At 58.8% G+C, this 26,660-nt stretch carries 25 protein-coding genes and 1 tRNA gene; 15 read left to right on the forward strand and 11 right to left on the reverse strand.

Going from position 1 to position 26,660, the window contains the following annotated elements; all coding sequences use genetic code 11:
* Nucleotide 1: 1 nt before the first annotated feature.
* The 3 genes from pdhA to Q0837_RS06410 form a co-directional block, all read right to left on the reverse strand.
* The gene (gene pdhA, locus Q0837_RS06400; RefSeq protein WP_298466570.1) at nt 2-1,129 is read right to left on the reverse strand and encodes a pyruvate dehydrogenase (acetyl-transferring) E1 component subunit alpha; all 1,128 of its coding nucleotides are present in this window, start codon (nt 1,127-1,129) and stop codon (nt 2-4) included.
* Nucleotides 1,130-1,278: 149 nt separating this feature from the next.
* A complete protein-coding gene (locus Q0837_RS06405; protein WP_298466573.1) occupies nt 1,279-1,605 on the reverse strand; it encodes a septum formation initiator family protein in 327 nt (108 codons plus the stop codon).
* 103 nt (nt 1,606-1,708) lie between these two features.
* On the reverse strand, nt 1,709-2,869 hold the full coding sequence (locus tag Q0837_RS06410; RefSeq protein ID WP_298466577.1) for an acyl-CoA dehydrogenase family protein: 1,161 nt from the start codon (nt 2,867-2,869) through the stop codon (nt 1,709-1,711).
* Between the two features lie 158 nt (nt 2,870-3,027).
* On the opposite strand from Q0837_RS06410, the gene Q0837_RS06415 reads away from it, so the two are divergent.
* The 3 genes from Q0837_RS06415 to Q0837_RS06425 are packed head-to-tail and all read left to right on the forward strand — an operon-like array spanning nt 3,028 to nt 6,056.
* Entirely contained in the window at nt 3,028-3,891 is an 864-nt protein-coding gene (locus Q0837_RS06415; RefSeq protein WP_298466579.1) for a mechanosensitive ion channel family protein, read from the forward strand.
* Nucleotides 3,892-3,936: 45 nt separating this feature from the next.
* Nucleotides 3,937-4,851 (forward strand): haloalkane dehalogenase, encoded by a 915-nt coding sequence (locus Q0837_RS06420; protein WP_298466582.1) that lies wholly within the window; start codon nt 3,937-3,939, stop codon nt 4,849-4,851.
* The gene (locus Q0837_RS06425; RefSeq protein WP_298466585.1) at nt 4,848-6,056 is read left to right on the forward strand and encodes an MFS transporter; all 1,209 of its coding nucleotides are present in this window, start codon (nt 4,848-4,850) and stop codon (nt 6,054-6,056) included. Before Q0837_RS06420 ends, Q0837_RS06425 begins: the two co-directional genes overlap by 4 nt.
* Before the next feature lie 261 nt (nt 6,057-6,317).
* Here Q0837_RS06425 and Q0837_RS06430 read toward each other — a convergent pair.
* The 4 genes from Q0837_RS06430 to grxC all read right to left on the reverse strand — a co-directional run bounded on the left by Q0837_RS06430 (nt 6,318) and on the right by grxC (nt 8,022).
* Nucleotides 6,318-6,394: transfer RNA gene (locus Q0837_RS06430), tRNA-Arg, on the reverse strand.
* 42 nt (nt 6,395-6,436) lie between these two features.
* Complete coding sequence (locus tag Q0837_RS06435) at nt 6,437-6,913, reverse strand: DUF1178 family protein (RefSeq protein WP_298466588.1); 477 nt, start codon at nt 6,911-6,913, stop codon at nt 6,437-6,439.
* 8 nt (nt 6,914-6,921) lie between these two features.
* Nucleotides 6,922-7,749 (reverse strand): carbon-nitrogen hydrolase family protein, encoded by an 828-nt coding sequence (locus Q0837_RS06440; protein ID WP_298466590.1) that lies wholly within the window; start codon nt 7,747-7,749, stop codon nt 6,922-6,924.
* A 9-nt stretch (nt 7,750-7,758) separates the two neighbouring features.
* The gene (gene grxC / locus Q0837_RS06445) at nt 7,759-8,022 is read right to left on the reverse strand and encodes a glutaredoxin 3 (RefSeq protein ID WP_298466591.1); all 264 of its coding nucleotides are present in this window, start codon (nt 8,020-8,022) and stop codon (nt 7,759-7,761) included.
* A gap of 203 nt (nt 8,023-8,225) precedes the next feature.
* On the opposite strand from grxC, the gene Q0837_RS06450 reads away from it, so the two are divergent.
* Complete coding sequence (locus Q0837_RS06450) at nt 8,226-8,705, forward strand: Hsp20 family protein (RefSeq protein ID WP_298466594.1); 480 nt, start codon at nt 8,226-8,228, stop codon at nt 8,703-8,705.
* Nucleotides 8,706-9,101: 396 nt separating this feature from the next.
* Here the strand turns inward: Q0837_RS06450 and Q0837_RS06455 are convergent, their stop codons facing one another.
* The 3 genes from Q0837_RS06455 to tpiA all read right to left on the reverse strand — a co-directional run bounded on the left by Q0837_RS06455 (nt 9,102) and on the right by tpiA (nt 12,054).
* Nucleotides 9,102-10,736: a CTP synthase gene (locus Q0837_RS06455; protein WP_298466597.1), complete on the reverse strand. Its 1,635-nt coding sequence runs from the start codon at nt 10,734-10,736 to the stop codon at nt 9,102-9,104.
* A gap of 100 nt (nt 10,737-10,836) precedes the next feature.
* On the reverse strand, nt 10,837-11,226 hold the full coding sequence (gene secG, locus Q0837_RS06460; RefSeq protein ID WP_298466599.1) for a preprotein translocase subunit SecG: 390 nt from the start codon (nt 11,224-11,226) through the stop codon (nt 10,837-10,839).
* A 54-nt stretch (nt 11,227-11,280) separates the two neighbouring features.
* Nucleotides 11,281-12,054: a triose-phosphate isomerase gene (gene tpiA, locus Q0837_RS06465; RefSeq protein ID WP_298466601.1), complete on the reverse strand. Its 774-nt coding sequence runs from the start codon at nt 12,052-12,054 to the stop codon at nt 11,281-11,283.
* Nucleotides 12,055-12,239: 185 nt separating this feature from the next.
* On the opposite strand from tpiA, the gene Q0837_RS06470 reads away from it, so the two are divergent.
* The 9 genes from Q0837_RS06470 (at nt 12,240) to lexA (ending at nt 21,531) form a co-directional block, all read left to right on the forward strand.
* Nucleotides 12,240-14,174 (forward strand): SurA N-terminal domain-containing protein, encoded by a 1,935-nt coding sequence (locus tag Q0837_RS06470; RefSeq protein WP_298466604.1) that lies wholly within the window; start codon nt 12,240-12,242, stop codon nt 14,172-14,174.
* A gap of 22 nt (nt 14,175-14,196) precedes the next feature.
* Complete coding sequence (gene trpE / locus Q0837_RS06475; protein ID WP_298466606.1) at nt 14,197-15,726, forward strand: anthranilate synthase component I; 1,530 nt, start codon at nt 14,197-14,199, stop codon at nt 15,724-15,726.
* Complete coding sequence (locus tag Q0837_RS06480) at nt 15,723-16,571, forward strand: phosphodiester glycosidase family protein (protein WP_298466609.1); 849 nt, start codon at nt 15,723-15,725, stop codon at nt 16,569-16,571. Before trpE ends, Q0837_RS06480 begins: the two co-directional genes overlap by 4 nt.
* The gene (locus Q0837_RS06485; RefSeq protein ID WP_298466612.1) at nt 16,568-17,179 is read left to right on the forward strand and encodes an aminodeoxychorismate/anthranilate synthase component II; all 612 of its coding nucleotides are present in this window, start codon (nt 16,568-16,570) and stop codon (nt 17,177-17,179) included. Before Q0837_RS06480 ends, Q0837_RS06485 begins: the two co-directional genes overlap by 4 nt.
* Nucleotides 17,176-18,168: an anthranilate phosphoribosyltransferase gene (gene trpD / locus Q0837_RS06490; RefSeq protein ID WP_298466615.1), complete on the forward strand. Its 993-nt coding sequence runs from the start codon at nt 17,176-17,178 to the stop codon at nt 18,166-18,168. Before Q0837_RS06485 ends, trpD begins: the two co-directional genes overlap by 4 nt.
* Nucleotides 18,169-18,172: 4 nt before the next feature.
* On the forward strand, nt 18,173-18,976 hold the full coding sequence (trpC, locus tag Q0837_RS06495; RefSeq protein WP_298466618.1) for an indole-3-glycerol phosphate synthase TrpC: 804 nt from the start codon (nt 18,173-18,175) through the stop codon (nt 18,974-18,976).
* On the forward strand, nt 18,973-19,449 hold the full coding sequence (moaC, locus tag Q0837_RS06500; RefSeq protein ID WP_298466622.1) for a cyclic pyranopterin monophosphate synthase MoaC: 477 nt from the start codon (nt 18,973-18,975) through the stop codon (nt 19,447-19,449). The genes trpC and moaC overlap by 4 nt, the downstream gene beginning before the upstream one ends.
* Nucleotides 19,446-20,621 (forward strand): molybdopterin molybdotransferase MoeA, encoded by a 1,176-nt coding sequence (locus Q0837_RS06505; protein ID WP_298466624.1) that lies wholly within the window; start codon nt 19,446-19,448, stop codon nt 20,619-20,621. The genes moaC and Q0837_RS06505 overlap by 4 nt, the downstream gene beginning before the upstream one ends.
* Nucleotides 20,622-20,841: 220 nt before the next feature.
* Nucleotides 20,842-21,531, forward strand: a complete 690-nt coding sequence (gene lexA, locus Q0837_RS06510) for a transcriptional repressor LexA (RefSeq protein ID WP_298466627.1) — start codon at nt 20,842-20,844, stop codon at nt 21,529-21,531.
* 19 nt (nt 21,532-21,550) lie between these two features.
* On the opposite strand, the gene Q0837_RS06515 is transcribed toward lexA, so the two are convergent.
* On the reverse strand, nt 21,551-23,785 hold the full coding sequence (locus Q0837_RS06515; protein WP_298466629.1) for a ComEC/Rec2 family competence protein: 2,235 nt from the start codon (nt 23,783-23,785) through the stop codon (nt 21,551-21,553).
* A gap of 61 nt (nt 23,786-23,846) precedes the next feature.
* Here Q0837_RS06515 and gltX point away from each other — a divergent pair, with 61 nt between their 5' ends.
* Both gltX and Q0837_RS06525 read left to right on the forward strand, forming a co-directional pair.
* Nucleotides 23,847-25,289, forward strand: coding sequence for a glutamate--tRNA ligase (gene gltX, locus Q0837_RS06520; protein WP_298466631.1), 1,443 nt, complete (start codon nt 23,847-23,849; stop codon nt 25,287-25,289).
* A 30-nt stretch (nt 25,290-25,319) separates the two neighbouring features.
* A complete protein-coding gene (locus tag Q0837_RS06525) occupies nt 25,320-26,606 on the forward strand; it encodes a citrate synthase (protein WP_298466634.1) in 1,287 nt (428 codons plus the stop codon).
* Nucleotides 26,607-26,660 lie beyond the last annotated feature (54 nt).

Raw genomic sequence — 26,660 nt, forward strand, 5'->3', positions numbered from 1 at the left:
CTCAATACTCCTCCACCAGAACATCTGTGTAGAGTTCACTCGGACCCGGCTCGGGCGAGCTTTCGGCGAAGTCGGCCGCTTCGGCAACGCGTGCGCGGATCGCCTTGTCAATCGCCTTCAGGTCTTCTTCGGTCTTTCCGCTTTCAACCAATGCCTTCTTCAAGCCTTCAATTGGGTCATGGTGATCGCGTTGATCCTGAACCTCTTCGCGAGTCCGGTACTTGGCCGGGTCAGACATCGAGTGTCCGCGATAGCGATAGGTGTTGAGTTCCATCAGGACGGGTCCCTTGCCTTCGCGAACATGCCTGAACGCCACTTCGGCAGCGGCACGTACTTCGAGCACATCCATGCCGTTCACTTCCATACCTGGAATACGGAATGCGGTGCCACGGCGATAAAACCGCGTTTCCGCCGATGACCGCTTGGACGCGGTGCCCATGGCGTACTGGTTGTCCTCGACAACGAATACGATCGGCAGATTCCACAGCGCAGCCATGTTGAAGGTCTCGTAGACCTGCCCTTGGTTCGCAGCTCCGTCACCGAAATAGGCGAGACACAGCCCGCCATCGTCATTGTATTGGTGCGCAAGCGCGAGTCCGCCACCGAGGGCGACCTGCGCGCCAACAATGCCGTGTCCGCCATAGAATTTGTGCTCGGTGCTGAACATATGCATCGAGCCGCCCTTCCCCTTCGAGATACCAGCTTCGCGGCCCGTCAGTTCCGCCATGATGACCTTGGGGTCGATGCCATAGGCCAGCATGTGACCGTGGTCCCGGTAACCGGTGATCACGCTATCCTTGTCGCCATCCAGCGCAGACTGAAGTCCAATCGCAACGGCTTCCTGACCAATATAAAGGTGGCAAAACCCACCAATCAGGCCGAGGCCGTAAAGCTGACCGGCCTTTTCCTCGAACCTGCGGATCAGAAGCATCTGCTCGTAGAATTCGAGCATCTGTTCTGGCGATGCATTGAAGCGTTTCTGCGCCTCAAACTCTTCCTGCAGGGAATGCAGGATAAAGTCGGGATCGTCCGACGGAGCCGCGGTTGTTTGGGAGGCTGGCGCCTTCTTGGCGCGGGATTTGGCAGGCGCGTTGGTCGCCGTTTTCGCCTTACTGGGCTGTTTGGCCAAGGCTGATGTCCTTTGTTCTCATCACAGTGTGAATGCGCGTATTGGGGGAGGAGTGCGCGCTCAAATCCTATAGGCGCGTGAATTGCGATTACGCAACGTAAAGCGTTCTGTCAGAATTCGTATGCGAGTTGGAAGGGAGCGCGGTGCGCTTATTCTTCTTCGATCGTAACTACGAGCTCGTCGGCGTGAACAACGTTTTGTTCGCGAAGCAGCTCACCAATCAAATCTGGATCGGCGGCTTCGGGATCGAGCAATTCAACACGATTCTTCAGCGCGTCACGCTTCTCGGTCAGGGCGCTGATTTGAGCCTGCCTCTGCTCGAGCAGCTGGGAATTCTCGCTCCACGCAAGCAGGCCAGTGGGCCCGGCAATTGCCAAGCCAGTGAGCACCAACAGCAAAAGCAGTGCGCCGCCCTGCTTCAACTGGTCGGTGGGCAACCGCAATTGCTGACGCGTAGTGATCCGATTTCCCCTCATTATTCGGACAGAATCATAGTTAACCCGGCGGTTCAAGAGATATTCGTCAGTCAGGCCAAGAAAGTGCCCGAATCGCGGGAAATTCGCCAGATTTCTGTGCAATTCAATAAGACCTTGGCAAGCCAAGCACATGTTCAGCAAGGTATGACAAGATCAAATTCGTCGAGATCGGCGCGACCGTGTAGAGTCGCGCTTCGCGGAATTTCCGCTCCACGTCATATTCCTCGGCAAAGCCAAATCCGCCAAATGTCTGGACACACATGTCAGCGGCTGCCCAACTCGCTTCCGACGCGAGCAATTTCGCCATGTTCGCCTCCTCACCGGGATTGCCGCCTTCATCGTAAACCTGCGCTGCGTGGTGGACCATCAACTCCGCAGCGCGCATCTGTGCGTAACAGCGAGCAATCGGGAACTGGATACCCTGGTTCTGGCCGATCGGCCGAGCAAACACGTTGCGGTCGCTGGCATAGGTCTTGGCCTGATCAATGAACCATTTGGCATCGCCGATACACTCCGAGGCGATGAGGATACGTTCGGCATTCATGCCGGAAAGAATGTAGCGAAAGCCCTTCCCTTCTTCGCCGACAAGTGCGCTCGCCGGGATGCGCATATCGTCGAAGAACACCTCGCAGGATGAATGGTTCATCATTGTGCGGATCGGCTTGATCTCCATGCCCTTGCCGGTGACGGTTTGCATGTCGACGAGGAACATCGACAGGCCCTCTGTCTTCTTTTCTACTTGCTCTTTGGGAGTGGTCCTGGCGAGCAGGAGCATCAGATCCGAATGCTCGGCCCGGCTGGTCCAGATCTTCTGCCCATTGATCACATATTCATCGCCATCGCGAACCGCGCGGGTCTTCAAGCTCAGCGTGTCGGTTCCGCTGGTCGGTTCGGAAACGCCAAAGGCCTGCAGGCGCAAATCGCCGCTCGCGATCCTGGGAAGGTACTCGAACTTCTGCGCATCGCTGCCATACCGCAGCAGCGTATTCATGATGTACATTTGCGCGTGCGCCGCGCCGCCATTGCAGCCGCTCGCTTGAATTTCCTCCATGATCACGCACGCCGCATCGAGGCTCAGCCCGCTCCCGCCATATTCAGCCGGGATCAGAGCGGCGAGGAACCCTGCCTTGGTAAGCGCATCGACAAACTCGCCGGGATATTCGCGCGCAGCATCCTTTGTGCGCCAGTACTCGCCGGGGAAATCATCACACAGGCTGCGCACAGCGCGGCGAATCTCGGCAAGTTCTTCGGTCTCTTGAGGCATGTTCGATGGGTCCCTTGTTTGAGGCGTGATTGCCGCCGCGTGGCACCCAAGTCCACCTGCCTGTTTGGATAAGCGCCAGAAACAGGGGGGTGTCTTTCTCGGAACAATCGGAGGGGTTCACCCATTGGGTAACAAAAGGAGCTTTCTAAGAAACATTTATGCTTGAGACACTGCTAAACCAAATCAACTCCATGGCCGAGAGCCTCGTCGCCTCGCTTCCCGCGATGGTCATTGCCCTCATTATTATCGGCATCACGTGGGCGGTCGCCAAAGGTGCATCGCGGATCAGCGCGCGGATCATCGGCAAGACCGAACTCCGCCCTTCACTACGCAACCTCGTCGATACGCTTGTTCGCCTCGGCGTATGGCTCGGCGGCGCGATGATTGCCGCGATTGTCGTCTTTCCGGATTTCAGCCCGACCAGCCTGATAGCCGGACTTGGTATCGGAGCGGTCGCTATCGGTTTCGCATTTCAGGACTTCTTCGAGAATTTCCTCGCCGGCGTGATGATCATGCTGCGCGACAAGATGCAGATCGGCGACGTGATCAAATCGGGCGACATTCACGGCAAGGTTGAGTTTATCAGCCTGCGCGAATCTCACATCCGAGCCTTTTCGGGCGAGCTTCACGTTCTGCCGAACTCCATGCTGTTCAAGGACCCGGTCGAAGTCGTCACCGACCTCGAAGAGCGTCGTTTCGAAGTCGTGATCGGGGTATCTTACGATACCGACCTCGACGATGCGGATGCTGTTATTCGCAAAGCAGTCGGCAGCGTCGATCTCGTGAGCAAGGACAAGGACATTCAGGTCCTTGCCGACACGTTCAACTCCAGTTCGGTCGATTTTGTCGTGCGTTGGTGGGCAGCTTCGTCTGGTCCCGATGCAGTGATGAACCGCGATCAGGTTGTGCGCGCCATTAAGCGCGGATTGGATGAAGCGGGCATCGAAATCCCCTTCCCCTACATCACCCACACGTTCAAAGAGAGCGTACCGATGGCAGAGGGCATCCGAGAAGCGGCTTAACGGCTTTGCTCCTCTCCCTTGGCCAGTTCGAGGGAGAGGCCTTCTATGCAAATTCTAAAACACGACCCCGCACGCTTCGAAAACCTGCCGGATTATCCGTTCGCTGAAAACTGGATCGAGGTCGATCTAGGCGACGGGCATCGCGGACAAATGCACTATCTTGATGAGGGAGCCAAAGACGCCCCGCCGGTCTTACTGTTCCACGGCGAGCCGAGTTGGAACTTCCTCTATCGCAAAATGATAGCAGTGCTCGTCGAAGCGGGCTTCCGCTGCCTCGCGCCCGATCTGATTGGTTTCGGAAAGAGCGACAAGCCGGATGATATCGCGTTCTACACCTATGATCGGCACGTCAGCTGGCTGAAACAATGGCGAGAGTCTGTTGTCCCTCAACCCGCTGCGCTTTTCTGTCAGGACTGGGGCGGATTGCTCGGTCTGCGGATGGTTGGCGAGGAGCCAGAGAAGTTCTCTTGCGTTGTTGCCAGCAACACCTTCCTGCCGGTCGGCGGGACGCCGTCGCCGGCGTTTCTGGCTTGGCGTGAATTTGCCAAATCATCGCCCGAATTCCAGATCGGCGAGTTGTTGCAGCGTGCTACCGCTACAGAGCGCAGCGAGGCCGAAATTGCGGCCTATGACGCTCCGTTCCCCGATGAACCCAGCAAGGCTGGCGCACGGGCCTTCCCGCAGCTCGTGCCCGTCGAAGATGGCATGGACGGGATCGCTCAGAACAAGGCGGCTTGGGTGGGGCTCGCCGCATTCGACAAACCGTTTCTGACACTGTTCGGAGAAGATGATCCGGTCACCGGAGGCCTCGCCCAGCCATTGATTGATCGTATCGCCGGAGCGGAAGGCATGCCGCACGACATGCTCTCGACTTGCGGGCATTTCTGTCAGGAAGATCGTCCGGTCGAACTCGCGCAAGGTGTGGTCAATACCGCCAAGAAGGCGGGTTTTCTCGGTTGAACGATAACGGCGGCTACCTCAGCCGATCTCAGGAATTCGCATTGGCGGTGACGGTCGCGGTCGTCACCGCTAATGCCTATTACATCCATCCCATCATTGGCGAAGTCGCGCGTGATTTCGGAGTTGGCGAAGCGCAGATCGGCATTGTGCCAGCGCTAAACCAGCTCGCACTGGCGCTCGGCATCTTTTTGCTCCTGCCGCTCGGCGACCGTTACTCAAACAAGACATTGTGCCTGATCTTCGTCACCTCACAGGCGATCTTCATGCTAGGAATGGCTCTCGCTAAGAGCTTCGCGCTGTTCACGCTGGCGTCGACCCTGCTTGGCTTCGTCACCATCGCGCCCTACCTCATTCCCGCATTCGCATCGAAGCGTGTTGCACCTGAGCGATTAGGACAAGTCACGGCATCGCTGACTGCTGGGGTGATCTTCGGAATTCTCGTCGCACGCGTTGGTGCGGGCGTCTTGGCTGAGGAGTTCGGCTGGCGCATCGTGTATTGGTGTGCCTTCGCACTGATGGCGGGTGTCACCCTGTTATTGCCCATCACCATGCGCAGCGAAGCCCGCCAGCCAAAGAGACCGAGCGGCAGCTACACAGCTCTGTTGAAATCGGTCCTCACGCTGGCAGCACAGAACCGCGATATGCTGATCTCAGCGCTGATCCAGGGTCTGAACTTTGCGACCTTCACCGCAACTTGGCTCGCCTTGGCCTTGCATTTGACCGGCCCTGAGCTCGGTTACGGCGTCGACACAGTTGGTTACCTTGCCGGGATCGGTGCGATCAGCATCCTTTCCACGCCGCGCCTGGGGCGATTGGCAGACAAGATCGGTGCGCGCACAGCCAGGATTTCGGCGGCGGCCATACAATTGTTCGGAATTTCACTCCTTTACCCATGCGGGTTCAACGTTTGGATGCTGCTGGTTCCGATGGTGCTGGTCAATCTTGTGGGACCAACGATCGATGTCACTGGCAGAATGACTTTCCTCGCGCTCGAGCCTGAGATCCGCACCCGGTTAACTACCACCTATATCGTCTTCATGTTTCTCGGCGGCGCGCTCGGTAGTGTCCTCGGCACGGGCATTTACGATTGGGCAGGATGGGCCGGCACTTGCACTTTGCTGATCGCGATGTCTGGAACGGTGCTTGTTCTGTCGTTGTTCGCACAGCGCCGCTGGAGCGGCAGTTCAAGCGTCAACCGAGCCTGACGTCAGGGAAATCCACGTTTACCCTTTGTTAGCTATGTGCCCTTAGAAATGTCTCTCGAAGGCGCTACGGTCGCACCGAATGATGGTTCTTAACGAAGCGGTCACTCCGGTTAATCCGAAAGTCTTCGATCGTATCACCAGCCTCATCCCCAAGAGGTTGTGTAGAAGGCGCTACGGCTCTTCCGACCGGCCCCCATTGTGGGCGCTGCTACGGATATGCCGAGCGCCTTTTTACGTTGGCGCCTTATGAAAATGGCTGGATGGTGTCCCCGACAGGATTTGAACCTGTGGCCTTCGGATTAGGAATCCGACGCTCTATCCAACTGAGCTACGGGGACCCGAGATGCTCAATAGCATCAGCAAGTCACCGATCAATCCAGTCAGTTCAAATCTTCGGGCGGTGCGATTGGGAATGGCAGCGGCGCAACCGGTACACCTTCATCGACGAGTGCCTTGGCCTCTTCGAGACTAGCCTTGCCATGGATCGGTGCCTCGTCGCGCTCGCCATAGTGCATTTCACGAGACTGGTCGGCGAAACTGTCACCAACATAGGTGCTGTTTTCAAGCGCCTTGGATTGCGCCTTTGCCAGTGCTTTCATGGCCTCCTGCACTTCGGCAGGCATTGGCGTGTTGGTTACGGGCTTTGTTTCGCTCTCGGCAGCTGGAGCAGCGACCACGCGTCCAGTATTGCCCTTGACCGGGACAGCCGGAGCCATGGGCGCTTTGCCAACTTCAGGCGAACCGCATTCTGGGCACGACACCAGGCCGCGCTCGCGTTGCTCTTCGTAGTCGGTCGATGAGCCGAACCAGCCTTCAAAACGGTGGCCTTCGCTGCAGTGAAGATCGAAAACAATCATTGCCCGGCCTAATTGGGGATTTCCCGCTTGTTGGCAAGGCTGGGCAGCTGCGCGCGGACCTCTTCGATCCGGGAGAGATCGATGTCGCAGAAGCCCAGTCCGGGTTCGTCACCGCCCATGTCGAGCAGCACTTCGCCCCACGGATCGACCACAAGGCTGTGACCGTAGGTTTCGCGCCCATCTTCGTGCTTGCCGACCTGCGCGGCGGCTATGACGAAAGCGCTCGCCTCGATTGCGCGGGCGCGGAGCATGACGTGCCAGTGGGCTTTGCCGGTTGGCACCGTGAACGCGGCGGGGACGGCGATGGCGTCACATTTGCGCTGGCCGAGCTCCTCGAACAAAGCTGGGAAACGCAAATCATAGCAGATGGTCATGCCGAGCTTACCTACCGGCGTGTCTCTGACGCTGACCACATGCTGACCGGCTTCATAAGCATTGCTTTCGCGCCAAGTCTCGCCGTTCGCCAGATCGACGTCGAACATATGCATTTTATCATAGACGGCACAGCGCACCTGCCCCTCAAGACGCCGATCAAAATACATGGATCGATTGGCCCATTTGCCGGAAGGAGCCCGGACAGGCTGAGATCCCAAGGCTATGTCGATGCCGAACTCGCCTGCGTAGTTGAACATCCGCTCGGTGATTTCGCCGGGACCACTGCTTTCGATCCAATCCATTGCCCGCTTGCGATCCTTGTCGATCAGGATCGACATTTCCGGAGTAAACAGGACTTTTGCGCCCGCGTTCGATGCTTCTTGTGCGGCGTCCTCGATGGCGAACATATTCGCCTCGGGATCAATGCCCGAAGTCATTTGCAGGACAGCAATTTTCGGCAAAGGAGCGCCCTACCCTGCCAGCAGGCCGTCAAGCTCGCCGGCTGCTTCAAGCGCGGCGAGATCATCAGAGCCACCTACATGGATTTCGCCAATGAAGATCTGCGGCACCGTGCGGGCCTGCGGAGCACGCGAAAGCATCTCATCTCGTTTCGGCCCGCCCATCGTAATGTCGTATTCGTTGAATTCGGCACCTTTCGCTTTCAGCAAATGCTTCGCGCGAACACAGAATGGGCAGGCGAATTTGGTGTAGATGTCGATCGTTGGCGTAGTCATGTTATCAGTCCCGAAAGGTGATCCAGGGCCGATCTGCGCATCGCAGTCCGGGCCCCTTGAAAGGAAAATCTCCTGTCCCAAATAGGGTGTGTCGCAGCGTTCCGCCAGTCCTGGGGAATGCACATGCGGCAAAACCGCAGGCGCTGCATAAGGCAGGTCTGCACACGATGTTCAAATTGCTCAAACAAGAGGATTTGCCAATTATGTCACGTCTAGATTTTACCCCTTACCGCCGCAGTACCGTAGGCTTTGATCGCCTGTTCGACTTGCTTGAGAGTCAGGCTCGCAGCAATTCGGGCGACAATTATCCGCCCTTCAACATCGCGCGCAGTGGCGAAGACAATTATCGCATCACTCTGGCAGTCGCCGGCTTCCGTCCGGAAGATATCGACATCACCGCACAGCAGAACCTTCTTACCGTCCAAGGCAAGAAGCGCGACGAAGTCGAAGATGGCTCGGAACTGCTCCATATCGGAATTGCCAATCGCGGTTTTGAGCGCCGATTCGAACTGGCGGACTACGTTCGGGTCGAAAATGCCGATCTCGCCGATGGTCTTTTGGTGATCGATCTGGTGCGCGAAGTGCCCGAAGCGATGAAGCCGAAGAAGATCGCGGTGAACGGTGCACCAACCCTGACAGCTGTGCCCGATACCAGCGCTGACAAAGCTTCAGACGCGGCCTAACTGCCACATTTTCAATCTGTTGAGAAAAGTGGGGACGGATCGCATTGATCCGTCCCCGCGACCATGTAGCCGCCTCGACCGACGCTGATCGTCCGGGTCGCAGAAGACGATCAATACCGGTGCGAGCTCGAAACAGCGCGGCGCAGGTTGATCTACGCCAGCTTTATACGCTGCTATCACATGGGCGGGTTTATACCCTGCCCCCCTTTAGAAAACCTGTAGACCCGTGCCGCGTAGGGCGAGTTCGCCATTATGCGCAAGATTAATTTCAGGTGTTTGTAAAAACACGACAGCTTTTACACTGAATGAGCTTTGATTGCAAAAAATGCACTAGCGAGTCGGTCGTGAAGGTCAACGAACAAACGACGAGCGGTCATTCGGGCGCTTCAAACGACCTCAAACAAGCCTGGAATGTTCCAACGCGGCTGCGATAAAGCCAGCAAACAAGGGGTGTGGATCGAACGGCTTGGACTTCAACTCAGGGTGAAATTGCACCCCGACAAACCAAGGGTGATCGGGCCGCTCGACAATTTCCGGCAACAACCCATCGGGTGACATTCCCGAAAACACTAGGCCCTGTTTTTCAAGCGGATCAATGTAGGCGCTGTTGACCTCGTAGCGATGCCTGTGCCGTTCCGAAATAACCTCGGCTCCGTCATAGATGCGGGAAGTGTGGCTGTTGGCAGAGAGTTTGGCATCATAGGCGCCCAAGCGCATTGTACCGCCCAGATCACCTCCGGCCTCCCGCTGTTCGATGCCGTCTTCGCTCATCCATTCAGTGATGATCCCGACTACAGGTTCCTGCGTTTCACCGAATTCTGTCGAGGAAGCCGCATCCAGACCCGCCGTTCGCGCGCCTTCGATGCAGGCCATCTGCATTCCGAGACAGATCCCGAAGAACGGAACGCTGCGTTCTCGCGCGAAACGAACGCTGGCAATCTTCCCCTCGCTTCCGCGTTCACCGAAGCCACCAGGGACCAAAATACCGTGCAAAGGTTCGAGTTCAGAGACGATCTCGTCCTCGGAGCCTTCAAACAGTTCGGCGTCGATCCACTTGATGTTGACCTTCACCCGGTTGGCAAGGCCGCCATGGACAAGCGCTTCGTTGAGGCTCTTGTAAGCATCCGGAAGGCCGACATATTTGCCAACCACACCGATTGTGACCTCGCCTTCGGGATTGAAGTATCGGTCGGTCACGTCGTCCCACGCCGAAAGATCGGGTGGCGACGCATCGGTGATCCCGAACCCGCGCAGAACCTCTGCGTCGAGGCCTTCCTGATGGTATTGCAGTGGCACCGAATAGATCGACGGTGCGTCCAGCGCTGGGATCACCGATTCCTTACGAACATTGCAGAAATTGGCGATTTTCTGGCGCTCGCCATCGGGAATTGGATGCTCGGCGCGGCACAGAAGTACGTCAGGCTTGATGCCAAGGCTGGCGAGCTCTCGTACGGAGTGCTGTGTCGGCTTGGTCTTCAACTCGCCGGCGGCGGCGATGTAAGGGACCAGTGTCACGTGAACGCTCAGAGTCTGCTGCGGAGGAAGCTCGTTCCGCAGCTGCCGGATCGCCTCCATGAATGGCAGCGATTCGATATCGCCCACAGTCCCGCCAATTTCGCACAGGATGAAGTCATGATCGTCCTGATCCGCGAGAGCGAACTGTTTGATCGCGTCGGTCACATGCGGGATGACCTGAACTGTCGCGCCTAAATAGTCACCGCGACGCTCTCGCGCGATGATGTCGCGATAGACCCGGCCAGAGGTGATGTTGTCGCTCTGGCGTGCAGACACGCCGGTAAAGCGTTCGTAGTGGCCGAGATCGAGATCGGTCTCGGCACCATCATCGGTCACGTAGACTTCGCCGTGCTGATACGGGCTCATCGTGCCCGGATCGACATTGAGATAGGGGTCGAATTTGCGGATGCGCACCTTGTACCCGCGCGCCTGCAACAGGGCAGCAAGACTTGCTGCCATGAGACCTTTGCCGAGCGAGGAGACCACGCCGCCGGTGATAAAAATGTACCGCGCCATGGGAGGCGAGCCTTAAGCTCTGTTTTGGATTCGGGGCAAGCAAATAGGTGTTAAGCTGCTTGCCAATCCACAGGCTCGTTCGAATGAACGAGCGTTGCGCTTACTCGGCGAGCGGATCTTCGTCGCCAGTTGCTTCAGGCGCACCGGCAGGATCGGCCAAGGGATCTTCGCCTGTGGCCGGAACCGGATCAGCCAGCAGATCGCCGGACGCAGCAGGAGTGGTGCTGCGATCAAGCGTCGAAGAAATGTCGTCTGCGTTGGTCGTGTCGACCGCCACAGCAGCGAGCGCAATCGACAGCGTCACGAATGCGACAGCAAGCCACTTCGTCGAACGGGTAAGGAAATCTGCTGCACCGCGAGCACCCAAGGCACCGCCGGGACTACCGCCGATGCCGAGCCCCCCACCTTCAGAGCGCTGCATAAGCACCACGCCGACTAGAGCGGCGGCGACGATTGCCTGAATGACGGTAAGAAAAATGAAGAGCGACATGAATTGGGTTCTCAAACTGTGTTGGGTGCCATGTAGGCGCGAGGCCTTACGGGATCAACTGTCCTCGGTCTCAGCTGCAGCGAGCGCGATGCCCATGAAGCTGTCGGCAGTAAGGCTGGCTCCGCCAACAAGCGCCCCGCCCACCTCTGGTGTGGCGAAGATTTCTGCAGCATTCTCAGGCTTTACCGATCCGCCATAGAGGATGCGAATTTCGCTGCCTTGGTCTTCGCCATACAGCTCTACCAGCAATTCACGGATTTCGCCGTGCATCGCTGCGATATCGGCTCCAGTTGCGGTCTTTCCGGTACCAATGGCCCAGATCGGTTCATAGGCGATTGTCAGCTTTTCAGATGCGTCGCCCAATTCCTCGCCAGCTTTGGGCAGCGAAGATTTGAGCTGCTTTTTGACGAACTCAATCGCTTTACCAGCGTCGCGCGTCTTTTCGCTTTCGCCGCAGCACAGGATCACCCGCAGGCCCGATCCCAGCGCCGTCTCTGCCTTGGCGCGAACGACGGAATCTTTCTCACCGTGCGCCTGTCGGCGCTCGCTATGTCCAAGAATGACGAATTTTGCCCCGGCATCGGCCAGCATCGCTGCCGAGATATCCCCAGTGTGCGCGCCTTCCGATTCGTGGTGGCAATCCTGAGCCCCGACACCGATCTGTTCGGCTTCGCGGTGGATCGGGTGGATCAAAGTGTATGGCGGCGCGATTGCCACCTCCACTTTCATGTGACGTTGCGCCGCGCGGTCGATCGCGCGCGCTTCGGACAGCATGGCTCTGGTACCATGCATTTTCCAATTTCCGACAATGTAGGGCCGCTGGGCCATGCCAATTTCCTGCGAGGTAACGAATCTCGACCCGATGTAGGGTCAGGGGGCGGCGTCCGCTAGCCGAGGAAGCGCTTACAGTCAAAAGGCTTGGCTACCTGTTGCCGGGAGGTCGCAGGGCCGATAAAGCGCAATCACATTCCAAGGTTGGCTTTGCCACATATTGCGCAGGATTACGCACACCAATGATTTCGGGATTTCGCAAGTTCTTCCAGTCGAAAATCGGCTTGGCCATCACGTTTCTTTTTATCGGTCTGATCGCACTTGCGTTTGCAGCGAGTGATATCACCGGCAGCACGTTTGGCGGTGTCTCTGGTGGTGATCGCGTCGCCTTGGTCGGCGATGATCGCATCACCACGTCGGAGCTGACCAGCACAGCCAATTCGGCGTTGCAGCAAGTGCGCGGCGAGAACCCGACCATCACGATGCCTGCCTTCATCGAACAAGGCGGCTTCGAAGAAGTTCTGAACCAGCTGATCGATCGCTACGCCATCGGCGCTTACGCCGAAAAGTACGGCCTGCGCGCAGGCGAGAATCTGGTGAACAGCGAAATACTTCAAATCGCCGCGTTCCGCGGGATCGATGGGGAATTTGATCAGCGGACTTACCAGGCAGCGCTTAGCCGACAGGGTATTTCCGATGCCATCCTTCGCCGCGATCTTTCAGACGGCCTCCTCGCCCAGCAATTGCTGATTCCTGCCTTCGCCGTGCCGCAGATGCCGGGCAAGGTGGCTCAGCAATATGCGGCGCTAGTACTGGAACGCCGCAAAGGCGAGATTGCCTTGATCCCAAGCGAAGCTTTTGCTCCGGAAGGTGAGCCGACTGACGCACAACTTGAGGCGTTTTACTCGGAAAACCGCGATCGCTACGTGCTGCCGGAACGTCGGACGATCCGGTTCGCGACTTTTGGTGCAGACACGCTTGATGCAAGCGTCACGCCCACTCCCGCCGAGATCAAAGCCCGCTACGACGCCGAACCCACGCGCTTCGCTGCGCAAGAAACGCGCGATGTTTCGTCCTTCTTCGTGCCGACTGAAGATGCTGCAAACGCTATCGTGGCACGCATTCGGGGCGGTCAATCGCTTGAAGCCGCTGCGCAAGAGGCAGGGTTCAGCGTCACGAGTGTGGAAAACAACACGAAAGCCCAGCTCGCGTCATCAGCAAGTCTCGCCGTTGCGGAGTCGGTATTCAACACGGCACGAGGCCAAGTCGCCGATCCCGCACGCAGCGCGCTTGGCTTCTACATCGCCCGTGTGGATAACATCACGCGCACACCGGCTCGCACTCTTGAGCAAGCCACTGAAGAACTGAGCGAGCAAATCGAGGGCGAAAAGCGCGCTGCCGCCCTCGCCGATCTGAGCGCCCGGATCGAGGAAGAGGTCGATGGCGGCACCGCCTTGGCCGAGGTCGCGGATGCCTACAATCTCGAACTGACCACTACCGCACCATTGCTTGCTGATGGCCGAGTGTTCGGGGAACAGGGTGGACAGGCACCGCCTGTTTTGGCCGCGACAATCGCGACAGCTTTCCAGATGGAAGAAAGCGAACCTCAGCTAGCGGAACTGGTGCCCGGGACGCAGTTCATTGTGTTCGAAGTCGGGCAGATTACCGAATCTGCCGCTCCGCCGCTTGCTGAAATTCGCGATGAATTGGTCGTCGGATGGCGCTTCTTCGAAGGCAGCAAACTCGCCCGGGAGAGTGCAGACCGTGTGCTTGATGCAGTACGCGGCGACACCACGCTTAGTGCAGCCCTCGATGGCGAGGACAAACCGTTTCCCGGAATCGAGCGGATCGATCTCGAACGCCGTCAGCTCATGGCGCAGCAGAACCGCAACATTCCTGCACCGCTCGTGTTACTGTTCAGCATGGCCGAAGGCTCCACCAAGCTGCTGGAAGCACCGAACGATATTGGCTGGTACATTGTCGATCTCGACGAAATCTCCGCCGAGCCGCTTGCGGATGACAGCCCCATACTGGCTCAAACCCGCCAGCAGCTCGCACCGGCATTGATCAACGAATACACCGCCCAGCTGACCGCCGCGATCCGCGCAGAGATCGAGGTTGAAGAGAATGCCGCCGCAATCGAAGCGGTTCGCAAGCAGCTGTCCGGCGAGATCTGAACAGGAAAGCTCAACCCCGCGTATGACGGAGGCAAACCAAACCAGCGCGCTTCCGGATAATGCGGCAGGCGCAGCCGCTGCTCTGGCAGCGGGGCAGCCAGCATTGGTGTGGCGCAAAGCCATCGCCGATTGCGACACGCCGGTTGGTGCAGCGCGCCGATTGATCGAACCGGGCCGCGGCGACTTTTTGCTGGAATCGGTCGAGGGCGGAGAAGTTCGCGGACGCTACAGCCTGCTCGGCCTTGATCCCGACCTCGTGTTTCGTGGAAGCGAAGGGTCGGCAGAGATCAATCGCGAGTGGCAGCATGACGTCACCGCATTTCAACCATGCGAAGGCGACGCGCTCGCCGAACTGCGCTCCCTGGCTGCCGCCTGCCGGATCGATGTGCCCGATGCCTTGCCCCCTGCCCTGGCCTGTCTGGTCGGATACTTCGGCTATGAGACGATTGGTCTGGTCGAAACTCTACCTCGAGCAGAGCCGAGCGAGCTTGCACTGCCGGACCTTCTGTTCGTGCGCCCGACTATCATCCTCGTCTTCGATGGATTGAGTGATGAGCTGTTCTGCATCGCACCGATCTGGAACGCCGATGACCCCGCAGCGGCTATCGAACGCGCAGGAGAGCGCATCGATGAGACCTTGCGCACATTGTCGCAAAGACGTCCTGCTGAACCGAGACTTGCAGGCCAGGTGGCAGAGCCGGAACTCACGCCCGTTCTCGATGGAAACGATTACAAATCTTTGGTCGCCCGCGCGAAGGACTACATTCTTGCTGGCGACATTTTTCAGGTCGTTTTGGCGCAGCGTTTCACATGCCCGTTCGAACTGCCCCCGCTCGCGCTTTACCGTGCGTTGCGACGCGTGAACCCATCTCCGTTCCTCTATTTTCTAGATCTACCTGGCTTTGCCATCGTTGGCTCCAGTCCGGAAATCCTTGTCCGGGTGCGCGACGGCGAAGTGACAATCCGGCCAATCGCAGGGACGCGCCCACGCGGCTCCACATCGGCCGAAGACAGTGACAACGAAGCAAGCCTGCTCGCGGACCCGAAAGAACGCGCGGAGCATTTGATGCTGCTGGATCTTGGCCGCAACGATGTCGGGCGTGTCGCGGCACGTGGAAGCGTCGAAGTGACTGACAGCTTCACAATCGAACGGTACAGCCACGTGATGCATATCGTCAGCAATGTCGTGGGAGAACTAGCAAGCGGTCGCGACGCGCTCGACGCCCTGTTTGCAGGCTTCCCAGCTGGCACCGTTTCGGGCGCACCCAAGATCAGAGCCTGCGAGATCATAGCGGAATTGGAGCCTGAAACGCGCGGTGCCTATGCAGGCGGTGTCGGCTATTTCGCGCCAGATGGATCGGTCGATTCGTGCATCGTTTTGCGCACAGCCGTGGTGAAGGATGGAACGATGCATGTTCAGGCCGGCGCTGGCATTGTCGCTGATAGTGACCCCGATTACGAGTTGGCCGAATGCAAAGCCAAAGCGGGCGCCTTGATCGCAGCTGCTCGTGAGGCTGTCAGAGTCGCAAGCGAACCGGGATATGGACAATGAAGCGCGTCATCTTAACCGCCGCAGCGTTCACAGCGCTCGCTGCATGCAACGAGCAACCGGCAGGTGAGCCAATCGTCCGCGCCGAATTGGGCGAAGGGACTGCGAACGGAGAAGTTGTTCAAGCTCCGGACGCGGAAGCGACGTCTCAGGAGCCTGAAGTGGCGTCAGCTTGCCGCTCGGTTTCCTTCGAGAATGTGCCGCTCACGCATTGTGTCGCCGATCCCGCGGAGCACCGAGTTACAACGCGTCTTGGCCAATCTGGCAGCGGCCCGTTCCGATCTCTTTCCGCGTTTGCAGAGACGGTCGACGATCAGACGATCGCTTTCGCCATGAACGCGGGGATGTACGGCGATGATGGCGAACCGATTGGCTACTATGTTGAAAACGGCGACCGGCAAGAGGAGCTGAACCGCTCCGAAGGGCCTGGTAATTTCCACATGAAGCCCAACGGCGTATTCTTTGGCACCGGCGGAACCTGGCGCGTGTTGAGTGCGGACCGGTTCTATTCGACCGTACGCGATCGCCCTCGCTTTGGCACGCAGTCTGGCCCGATGTTGGTGATCGACGGCGAGCTTCATCCTGATATTCAGGACAACGGCCCTTCGCGCGCGATCCGCAACGGCGTTGGCGTGAGCGATGATGGCAAGGCGCATTTCGTGATTTCGAACGGAGCGCTATCGTTCGGGCAACTTGCCAGATTTTACCGTGACGAGCTGAAAGTGAAGAATGCCTTGTTCCTCGACGGCAACGTCTCTTCGCTGTGGGATCCTGCAACCGATCGTCTCGACCGAGGCGTGATCGGCCCGATGATCGTCGTGACCAAGCGGGAGGGTGCGGGCGGATGATCCTTGTCATCGACAATTACGACAGCTTCACCTTCAACCTCGTCCACTACCTGATGGAGCTAGGGGCCGAAGTGCGCGTGGAGCGCAACGATGCTCTGACCGCTTCCGATGCAATCGCGACGAACGCTTCAGGCTTCCTGATCTCGCCAGGGCCATGCACACCTGACGACGCGGGCATTAGCCTTGAATTGGTTGCAGCGTGTGCCGACGCAGAGAAACCGCTTCTGGGTGTGTGTCTGGGTCACCAGTCGATTGGCCAACATTTCGGCGCACGCGTCGTGAGAGGGGGCCTGATGCACGGCAAGACATCTCCGGTTTCGCATGACAGTACAGGCATGTTTGCGGGCCTGCCGTCACCCTTCACCGCGACCCGCTATCACAGCCTTGAAGTTGTCGATGCTCCCGAAAGCCTGATTGCAAACGCCCATGCCGAAACCCCAGGCGGCGATCATGCCAGCGTGATGGGGTATCGACACGAGAGCCTGCCGATCCACGGCGTGCAGTTCCACCCCGAAAGCATCGCCACCGAGCATGGCCATGCACTGCTCGCCAACTTCCTGAATATCTGCGGCATCGATGCGCAGTTGCCCGAAAGACTAACCGCATGAGCACCCTCCCCGACGTCACCACGCCGCTCAGCGAGACCGAAGCTGAAACCGCTTTCGGTTCGTTGCTGGACGGCAAGACCAGCGAGGATGAGATCGAGCGGTTTCTGGTCGCTCTCTCGGCGCGCGGTGAAACTTCGGATGAAATCGCAGGAGCAGCGCGGGCACTGCGTGCAAGGCTGATCCCTATCGAAGCACCGGAAGATGCGATCGACGTCTGCGGCACTGGAGGCGACGGACATCACACGCTGAATGTTTCGACTGCCGTCAGCCTCGTCGTCGCTGCCTGCGGAGTGCCCGTCGCCAAGCACGGCAACCGCGCAGCCTCATCCAAATCAGGCGCCGCAGACACTCTCGAGGCTCTCGGTCTCGACATGGATGCCGCCGGGCGCACAGCCGAGAAAACTCTGGCCGAGCTGGGCATCTGCTTTCTGTTCGCAAAGAACCATCACCCGGCGATGGGACGGATCCAGCCCATCAGATTGAAGATCGGCAAGCGTACGATCTTCAATCTGATGGGGCCGCTCTCCAACCCGGCCAAGGTCAAAAGCCAGCTGATCGGGATCGCGCGCCCGGCCTATGTCCCAATCTACGCGGGTGCCATGGCGAAACTTGGTACCGGACGATCGCTCATCGTGTCCGGCGATGAAGGGCTGGATGAACTCAGCCTCGCAGGCGGGAACGAAGTTGCAGTCGTGACGGGGAGCAGTTTCGAGATGCACCGGATGCATCCGTTCGATGCCGACATTGGCATTGCCCCCATCGAAGCCATTCGCGGCGATGATGCACGGCACAATGCGGCGGCGCTCAAGGCGCTGCTGATGGGCGCGCCAGGGCCCTATCGCGACGCGGTTCTTTTTAACGCTGCGGGAGCGCTAGCGGTTGCACGCAAGGGCACAGAATGGCCCGAGCGCGCAGCTATGGCTGCCGAAGCGATTGATTCCGGCAAAGCGATGAAGCTGCTCGAAAACTGGATCGAGTTGGCGGTCTGAACCGATGAACAAGCTTGAAGAGATATGCGCGAACAAGCGGCAGGAAGTGGCCGCACGCAAAGCCGCCACTACCCGTTCTGCGCTCACAGACATGGCGCGCGAACAATCCGAACCACGAGGCTTTGAAAGTGCGCTACGCATAGCAAGCAGAGACGGCTTTGGGTTGATCGCCGAAATCAAAAAGGCGAGCCCATCCAAGGGACTGATCCGCGAAGACTTCCGCCCGGCTGATCATGCGCGTGACTATGAGGCCGGCGGAGCGGCATGCCTTTCGGTGCTGACAGATGCACCCTATTTTCAGGGGCATGAGGATTATCTGATCGAGGCCCGCGCAGCGTGCGGTCTGCCTGTCCTGCGCAAAGACTTCATGGTCGATCCTTGGCAGTGTCTCGAGGCGCGCTCGATTGGTGCCGATGCGATCCTGATCATTGTTGCCGCGCTTGAGGACACCGCCATGCAAGAGATCGAAGCCGCTGCTCGCGAGCACGCAATGGATGTGCTTGTCGAAGTCCATGACGAAGCAGAGCTGGAACGCACGGTCACCCATCTCAATTCGCGACTGATCGGCGTCAACAACCGCGATCTGAAGACATTCACCACCTCGCTTGCGACCACGGAGCGTCTTGTTCCCCTCGCACCGCAGGATGCGCTGATTGTGGGAGAAAGCGGAATTGCGACCCATGCCGATTGCGAGAGGCTTAACACAGCAGGCGTCCGGACCTTCCTCGTTGGCGAAAGCCTGATGCGCGCTAGCGATATTACGCTTGCAACTCGCGAACTGCTCGGAGCACAATCCGACCCGCAATGAGTGGACTCACACATCTCGGCGAAGACGGCGCGGCGCGAATGGTCGATGTCGGCGGAAAGGCCGAAAGCCACCGTGTGGCCATAGCTTCAGGCCGGATCACGATGTCTGAAGAGTGCCTGACCGCGATCAAAGCAGGCGACGCCCCCAAAGGAGACGTGCTTGGAACTGCGCGCATCGCTGGAATTATGGCGGCCAAGCGAACTGGCGAATTGATCCCCCTCTGCCACCCGCTTGGGCTGGAAGCGGTGACGCTGGATTTTGCATTCGAGGATGACGGAATTCGCATAACAGCAACCGCATCTCTGACAGGCAAAACCGGCGTAGAGATGGAGGCCATGGTTGCCGTCTCTACCGCGCTGCTGACGATTTACGACATGGCAAAGGCCATCGACAAAGGCATGGTCATTGGCGACGTGCGATTGATCGAGAAACGTGGCGGAAAGTCCGGTGTGTGGAAAGCGCCCGCGGGATGACCGGTCTGCTTCCCTTGGAGGACGCGCAGAACAGGCTTTTCGAACTTGCACCGCGCATGCCAGCTTCGACTGTTGCCGTAGAGCAAGCAGTTGGTGGCTACCTCGCAAAGGACCTTATCGCTAGCCGAACCCAACCTCCCGCCAACCTCTCAGCAATGGATGGTTACGCACTTTGCGGAGCCGGCCCATGGAAAATTGTAGGCGAATCGCGCGCGGGTTGCAGTTTCGAAGGAGCGCTTTGTACGGGTCAGGCGGTCAAGATATCGACTGGCGCGAGAGTGCCCGAAGCTGGTGATAGCATTCTCCTGAAAGAAGATGCGCGCCTCGGCAGTGATACGTTGGCGATAAGCGATCAGGCGTCGCCCCGCCACATCCGGCCCCATGGATTCGATTTCAAGCTCGGCGATGTCGTCTTGGAAGCGGGCACCCGAATTGGTCCGGGGCAGTTGGCACTAGCCATTTCGGCAGGAAAGGCGGAACTGCAGGTCGCGCGCGCACCGAAGGTCGCGATCCTCGATAGCGGAGACGAATTGGGCGCAGACCCCTGCAATCTTGCGCCCCATCAGATTCCGGCAAGCAACGGCGCGATGATCGCGGCCATGCTGCATCAGGAAGGCTGTGAGACGCTGCGCCTTGGGCCCGTGCCGGATGACCACGATGCCTTGGCAAATGCGCTTTCGCAGGCGGAAAGCGCAGACATTGTCATTAGCTCGGGCGGTGCCTCGGTCGGTGACCATGACCTCATCCAAGAGGCGCTTGGCCGCTGGGGCGCGGAACTCACATTCTGGAAGGTGGCAATAAAGCCCGGCAAACCACTGATGGTGGCGAAGCGAGGGTCTCAGGTTGTGCTCGGCTTGCCCGGAAACCCAGTGTCGAGCTTCGTGACCTGTTTCCTGTTCGCTCTTCCCCTTGTTCGTGCAGCGATGGGAGCCCCTGCACCCTTCCCGCGCGCACAAACCCTAGTCGCTGCAGAAGGCTTCCCCACTGTCGGCAGACGCCGTGAATTCCTGCGCGGTGTCAGCGACGGCGTACAGGTCCGTCTTGCAGCATCGCAGGACTCGAGTGCGCTGCGTGCGTTGGCAGCGGCAAATTGCTTGATAGATCGGCCCGAGGGATCACCTGCGGTGCGTGCCGGGGAGGCGGTAATGGCTTACAACCTCCAGAATGGCTGAATTGCGGGCTTTGCGACGGCTTCTCCGGTTGACTCACTGAATCAAGTTGCCTACTTGTTCTTTATTCGTTCACCATATCGGCGGGCGGAACAGTGCAGACAACGCACCCTGCCAATAGTGGAATGGTGCCTCTTCAAGCACGCCAAATTGAACCTGCGCCTTTTGCGGGTGCCAGCGCGACCGTGCTGGTGTTCGATGATCGGCCCAAGGGAGGTTTTCCATGCTGACAGCCAAGCAGCACGAATTGATCCGATTTATCCAGCAACGTCTGGAAGAGACCGGGATCTCGCCCAGTTTCGAAGAAATGAAAGAAGCGCTCGATCTCAAGAGCAAATCAGGCGTTCACCGCCTGATTTCTGCGCTTGAAGAACGCGGCTTCATCCGCCGTCTGCCCAACCGTGCGCGAGCTCTCGAGGTCATCAAGATGCCCGAGGATGCGACCCCGACGCCTCGCGCCACGCTGGCTGCAAATGATCCGGTCGGCTCTGCGTCCGCGGTTATGCGGTCTGCTCCTGAACCGGCCAATGATGTGATCGAGATACCTCTTCACGGGCGGATTGCTGCTGGTGCTCCGATTGAAGCGCTTGAAGGGCAGAACTCCTTGCCTGTTCCGGCTGCCTTGCTCGGTCCCGGAGAGCACTACGCACTCGAGGTCTCAGGTGACTCCATGGTTGAGGCTGGCATCTTTGACGGCGACTTCGCACTCGTCCGCCGCACCGACACCGCCCGTGACGGCGAGATCGTCGTGGCGCTGGTTCGCGGCGAAGAGGCGACGCTCAAATATCTTCATAAGGATGGTGGCAATGTTCGGCTCGATCCGGCCAACGCCGCTTATGATCCGCAGGTCTATGGCTCGAATGAAGTTCAGGTTCAGGGCAAGCTGGCCGGCCTTCTGCGGCGCTACCACTGATTACGTGTGCGGGGAGTCGCTAGTCCGACTTCCCGCGCCACCAACCATGCTCACCCTGCCCGGCTGCGACTTCGATGATGGTCTCGTCGGTCAGGTTTAGCGCCAGACCGCCAGTACGATGGAGCAAACGGCGGTCGGCTTTCAGCCACAGCGGTTTGCAGGAATACGGCAGATAGCGGTCAGCAACGACGATGTCGGCACGTTCACAAGCGGCAGCCAAAGCTCGCTCCTCGACAAGATCACGGTTCCGGGCGAGCAGTAAAGTCCAGTTTCGGCCGCCGCGCTCAATGTCGACGAAGCAGAATTCGTTGGAGCATTCCGATCCAGCCCATCGCGCGATTGGAACGGGTTCACTGGTGACGCTTGCGAGTTCAAGCAGATTGTCCCGCGCATAATCTGAGCGTGTGTCTCGCAGTGAAAGCAACTGCTTTCCTCCGTTGCTATCCTCGATGGTGATTCCGACGTGGCGCCCTTCCCGCCCGATAAGAACATCAGGGATCGGTGTTGCGAGGAGCATCGCTGTTGCGACGAGCGCCGGAACGAAGCCAAGCATACGCGCTCGCCCGTTCCAAAGCGCCAGCCACAATCCCCCCGCTACGAACAGCGCAATCGTCAGCTTGCTCATCTGCGGCATCAGTTTGACCGCGCCCGGCTGAGCCGAAGTGAAATGCGCAATACCCAGCATCATGTCGAGTGATCGGCCGACAAGCCACCAAACCGGTCCACCCAGTCCCACCAGATCAAGGAAAAGAGCCACTGCGATGAGCGGCATGGAGATGAAAGTGACCAGCGGTATCGCGAAGACATTGGCGAATGCGCCGTAGACGCCGGCTCTGTGAAAGTGGAACAGGACCACCGGCATCAACGCGATTTCAATCACCAGCCCGGTCACAAACAGCATCAATACCCGCCGGCCAGTCTTAGCAAACCAGCTTTCCTCCCTCGCCGCGAGAAACGCCTTCACCGGAGCACTCGAATGCAAGGCGACAATCGCCAAGACGGCAGAAAAGCTCATCTGGAAGCTCGGCCCGACAATGCTTTCCGGCCATAGCAACAGGACAAACATCGCCGCTGCGGCGACCATTCGGAGAGACAGCGCATCGCGCCCCATCGCCAGTGCGATCAATACAAGCATAGCGGCCGCGCAGCTACGCACCGTCGGTACTTCAGCACCCGTCAGAAGCGTGTACCCAACCCCAGCCAGGGCGCCGACGGCAGCGGCAGCGATTGGTAGTCGGATGCGCAATGCAATGGGTGGGAACAACGCGAGCAGCTTGAGCGCCACGAGATACGCTGCCGCGATGACGGCGCTAACATGCAATCCGCTGATCGAAAGCAGGTGGGTCAGCCCCGCGTCCCGCATTGCATCTTCGTCCGCTTCAGCGATTCCGCCTCGGTCTCCGCTCGCGAATGCTGCCGCGATTGTGCCTGCTGATCCATCGACTCGCTCCCGCACATGAGCGGATAGAGAGCGTTGGATTGCCGGAATTCCGGACGCTTGCGGTGCAGCCTGAACAATCGAAACATCGCCGATCACGCTGCCGGTGGCCGCAAGTCCTTTGAACCACGCGGCTCGCGCAAAATCATAGGCTCCGGGCAACATTGGGCTCGCGGGCGGCATCAATCGCACTCTGGCGCGGACAATTGCGCCCTCGGCCAGCACTTGGCTCGTTTGCTCCAGCGGGACATTCAGCCGGATCTTGCGGCTTTCCCCGGTTGAAGCGTCGCGAACGGCGAGGGTTAGCCGGGTGCGATCCCGTGAGGGCTGGTCCTCACGGTCAAGAACATAGCCCTGAACACGCTCGACCACCGGCCGTTCGATTGGTTCTGCGCCCACCATCTCGGACCTCAGCCAGATCACAGCAATACCGGCTGCGAAGAGCAGGCTGCAAGCAATGGCGGCCTGTCGCAGGTGAACACGTCGATCATCCCCGCGCCAGAAGGCAACGGCGGCCAACGCCAGTACTATCGCAACGGTTATCGCGGCACCCCACTGCAGCGGGTTCTTCAGGGCGAACCATGTAAGTATCCCACTCGCAAACATGACCGCCAGCCACGGAGCACGGTCAAATCCGGCACCGACCAAGAACTGTTCAACACGGTGGGCCAGGCCGAGCGGACCATCGCCATCGACCCTCAGTTGCGGCACGCCCCATTGCCAAGAGCCGCTTGCAGAATTACGGGCGGCACCATCATTAGAGGCGGCGCCGTTTCCGGCCCCTTCCCCCATCGGTATGATCGGCGCATCGCGCATCGGCGTCCCCCTGGCTTCAGCACATGCGGCCAGAACCAAAGTGAAAAGGAATTAGCAGCTTATGGCAAGCGAAAGCCGCCCAAATTCATCCGGCGAGGCCCACTCGGTGGTTACGCGCTTTGCCCCCTCGCCAACCGGCTTCCTGCATATCGGTGGCGCGCGAACCGCCTTGTTCAACTGGCTCTATGCGAGGCATCACGGCGGAAAGGCGCTGCTTCGGATCGAGGACACCGACAAGAAGCGCTCAACCCAGGAAGCCATCGACGCCATTCTTGACGGGCTCGACTGGCTGGGTCTGGACTATGATGAGGAACCGACATTCCAGTCGCAACGGGCGGAACGTCATGCCGAGGTCGCGCACAAGATGCTTGAAGCGGGCCATGCGTATAAGTGCTTCGCCACACCCGAAGAACTCGAGGCGATGCGGGCGGAGCAGCGCGCGAACAAGCAACCGATGCGCTATGATGGCCGCTGGCGCGATCGCGATGCATCGGAAGCTCCAGCGGGTGCCCCTTATGTTGTCCGGCTGAAAACACCGACAGAGGGCGAAGCCACAATCCAGGATGAGGTCCAGGGCAGCGTGTCGGTCAAGAACGAAGAGATCGACGACTACATCATCCTGCGTGCTGATGGGTCACCGACCTATATGCTGGCAGTTGTGGTCGACGATCATGACATGGGCGTCACCCACGTCATCCGCGGCGACGATCACCTCAACAATGCCTTCCGCCAGTTGCCAATCTACCGCGCAATGGACGGGATCGAAGGTGGCTGGCCAGATCCTGTCTACGCGCACATCCCCCTGATCCATGGTTCGGACGGCGCGAAGCTCTCCAAACGACACGGCGCATTAGGTGTTGAAGCCTACCGAGACGAGATGGGCATTCTCTCCGATGCCTTGTTCAACTACCTGTTGAGGCTCGGCTGGGCCCACGGCGATCGCGAAGAGGTTGCCCGCGAAGAGGCGATCGAACTGTTCGATCTGGCGGGCGTCGGCAAAAGCCCATCACGTTTCGACCTCAAAAAGCTCGAAAACCTCAATGGCCACTACATCCGTGCTGCTGACGATCGGGTGCTGGCGGATCTGATGCTGCCAAGACTTCCGGATGGAGCCAATGCGGACATGCTGGTTCAGGCCATACCAGTGCTCAAAACACGAGCTAAGAATCTCGATGAACTGGTTGACGGTGCAGGATTTTTATTCGCTTCACGCCCGCTTTCAATGACTGAGAAGGCAGCCAAGTTGCTTGACGAAGACGGGCGCAAGCGTTTGAGGTTCGTTTCGGAACAATTAGCGCAGGAAAATAGCTGGACAATCGAAGCTCTCGAAGCCAGTACGAAGGCGCTCGCCGAAGACATGGGATTGGGTTTGGGCAAGCTCGCGCAGCCGATGCGCGCCGCACTCACCGGGACGACAACATCGCCTGGTATTTTCGATGTTCTGGTCCTTTTGGGACGGGAAGAAGCCCTTGCACGGCTCGACGCGCAGGTCGCAGAGAGCTGAGACGGGCAGGATTTGGACAGGAGACACCTAGTGGCAGACAAGCACGCCAAACTCGAGCTGGGCGGAGAAACGCATGAGTTTCCCGTACTCGAAGGCAGCACCGGCCCCGATGTCGTCGACATTCGCAAACTTTACGGCTCCACGGGAGCTTTCACCTTCGACCCCGGCTACAAGTCGACGGCCAGTTGCGAAAGCGCGCTGACCTATATCGACGGCAACGAAGGTGTATTGCTGCACCGCGGTTACCCGATTGGACAACTGGCAGAACATTCGAGCTTTATGGAGGTTTCCTACCTCCTGCTGAACGGCGAATTGCCAAGCGCCGACGAGCTCGACAATTTCAGCTACACCATCACCCGCCACACGATGCTGCACGATCAGTTGCGGCAGTTCGTCCAGGGCTTCCGCCGCGATGCGCACCCGATGGCGATTATGTGCGGCGTGGTTGGCGCCTTGTCCGCGTTCTATCACGACAGCACAGACATTGCCGATCCAGAGCACCGGAAGATCAGTTCGCATCGTCTGATCGCGAAAATGCCGACGATCGCGGCCATGGCGTACAAGTATGCCGTCGGTCAGCCGTTCATGCAGCCCAAGAATGATCTGAGCTACACCGGCAATTTCCTGCGCATGACGTTCGGTGTTCCGGCCGAGGAATATGAAGTTCATCCTGCCATCGAGAAAGCGATGGATCGGATCTTCATTTTGCACGCCGACCACGAACAAAACGCTTCGACGTCAACCGTGCGGCTCGCCGGTTCATCGGGCGCGAACCCGTTCGCCTGTATCGCCGCCGGCATCGCCTGTCTGTGGGGTCCTGCACATGGGGGTGCGAACGAAGCTGCGCTCAACATGCTTCAGGAAATCGGTTCGCCGGACAAGATCCCGCACTATATCGAGCGGGCCAAGGACAAGAACGATCCGTTCCGCCTTATGGGTTTCGGCCACCGGGTCTATAAGAACTACGATCCACGCGCGACCGTGATGCAGCAGACTTTGCGTGAAGTGTTTGAAGCGCTGAACGTCACTGACCCGGTCTTTGAGACCGCCCTGCAGCTTGAAGAGCTCGCGCTAAACGACGATTATTTCAAGGAAAAGAAGCTGTTCCCGAATGTGGACTTCTATTCCGGCATCATCCTGTCGTCGATCGGTTTCCCGACCACAATGTTCACTGCCTTGTTCGCCCTCGCCCGCACCGTGGGCTGGGTCGCGCAGTGGAACGAGATGATCTCCGATCCGGGTCAGGTCATCGGTCGTCCGCGTCAGCTTTACACAGGCCCAACGCAGCGTGACTACGTACCGGTCGGCCAACGCTAAGCCACGGTCTTACGGCACAGATTTATGGGGCGGTCCTTCACCAAGCTGTTGCTT

This window comes from uncultured Erythrobacter sp., assembly GCF_947499705.1.
In the GTDB taxonomy this organism is placed as follows: domain Bacteria; phylum Pseudomonadota; class Alphaproteobacteria; order Sphingomonadales; family Sphingomonadaceae; genus Erythrobacter.

What these genes read in the sequence shown, in the direction of transcription:
- Q0837_RS06405 (WP_298466573.1), bottom strand. Translation starts at nt 1,605, where the DNA reads ATGAGGGGAAATCGGATCACTACGCGTCAGCAATTGCGGTTGCCCACC.
- Q0837_RS06410 (WP_298466577.1), bottom strand. Translation starts at nt 2,869, where the DNA reads ATGCCTCAAGAGACCGAAGAACTTGCCGAGATTCGCCGCGCTGTGCGC.
- Q0837_RS06415 (WP_298466579.1), top strand. Translation starts at nt 3,028, where the DNA reads ATGCTTGAGACACTGCTAAACCAAATCAACTCCATGGCCGAGAGCCTC.
- Q0837_RS06420 (WP_298466582.1), top strand. Translation starts at nt 3,937, where the DNA reads ATGCAAATTCTAAAACACGACCCCGCACGCTTCGAAAACCTGCCGGAT.
- Q0837_RS06435 (WP_298466588.1), bottom strand. Translation starts at nt 6,913, where the DNA reads ATGATTGTTTTCGATCTTCACTGCAGCGAAGGCCACCGTTTTGAAGGC.
- grxC (WP_298466591.1), bottom strand. Translation starts at nt 8,022, where the DNA reads ATGACTACGCCAACGATCGACATCTACACCAAATTCGCCTGCCCATTC.
- Q0837_RS06450 (WP_298466594.1), top strand. Translation starts at nt 8,226, where the DNA reads ATGTCACGTCTAGATTTTACCCCTTACCGCCGCAGTACCGTAGGCTTT.
- Q0837_RS06455 (WP_298466597.1), bottom strand. Translation starts at nt 10,736, where the DNA reads ATGGCGCGGTACATTTTTATCACCGGCGGCGTGGTCTCCTCGCTCGGC.
- secG (WP_298466599.1), bottom strand. Translation starts at nt 11,226, where the DNA reads ATGTCGCTCTTCATTTTTCTTACCGTCATTCAGGCAATCGTCGCCGCC.
- tpiA (WP_298466601.1), bottom strand. Translation starts at nt 12,054, where the DNA reads ATGGCCCAGCGGCCCTACATTGTCGGAAATTGGAAAATGCATGGTACC.
- Q0837_RS06470 (WP_298466604.1), top strand. Translation starts at nt 12,240, where the DNA reads ATGATTTCGGGATTTCGCAAGTTCTTCCAGTCGAAAATCGGCTTGGCC.
- trpE (WP_298466606.1), top strand. Translation starts at nt 14,197, where the DNA reads ATGACGGAGGCAAACCAAACCAGCGCGCTTCCGGATAATGCGGCAGGC.
- Q0837_RS06480 (WP_298466609.1), top strand. Translation starts at nt 15,723, where the DNA reads ATGAAGCGCGTCATCTTAACCGCCGCAGCGTTCACAGCGCTCGCTGCA.
- Q0837_RS06485 (WP_298466612.1), top strand. Translation starts at nt 16,568, where the DNA reads ATGATCCTTGTCATCGACAATTACGACAGCTTCACCTTCAACCTCGTC.
- trpD (WP_298466615.1), top strand. Translation starts at nt 17,176, where the DNA reads ATGAGCACCCTCCCCGACGTCACCACGCCGCTCAGCGAGACCGAAGCT.
- trpC (WP_298466618.1), top strand. Translation starts at nt 18,173, where the DNA reads ATGAACAAGCTTGAAGAGATATGCGCGAACAAGCGGCAGGAAGTGGCC.
- moaC (WP_298466622.1), top strand. Translation starts at nt 18,973, where the DNA reads ATGAGTGGACTCACACATCTCGGCGAAGACGGCGCGGCGCGAATGGTC.
- Q0837_RS06505 (WP_298466624.1), top strand. Translation starts at nt 19,446, where the DNA reads ATGACCGGTCTGCTTCCCTTGGAGGACGCGCAGAACAGGCTTTTCGAA.
- lexA (WP_298466627.1), top strand. Translation starts at nt 20,842, where the DNA reads ATGCTGACAGCCAAGCAGCACGAATTGATCCGATTTATCCAGCAACGT.
- Q0837_RS06515 (WP_298466629.1), bottom strand. Translation starts at nt 23,785, where the DNA reads ATGCGCGATGCGCCGATCATACCGATGGGGGAAGGGGCCGGAAACGGC.
- gltX (WP_298466631.1), top strand. Translation starts at nt 23,847, where the DNA reads ATGGCAAGCGAAAGCCGCCCAAATTCATCCGGCGAGGCCCACTCGGTG.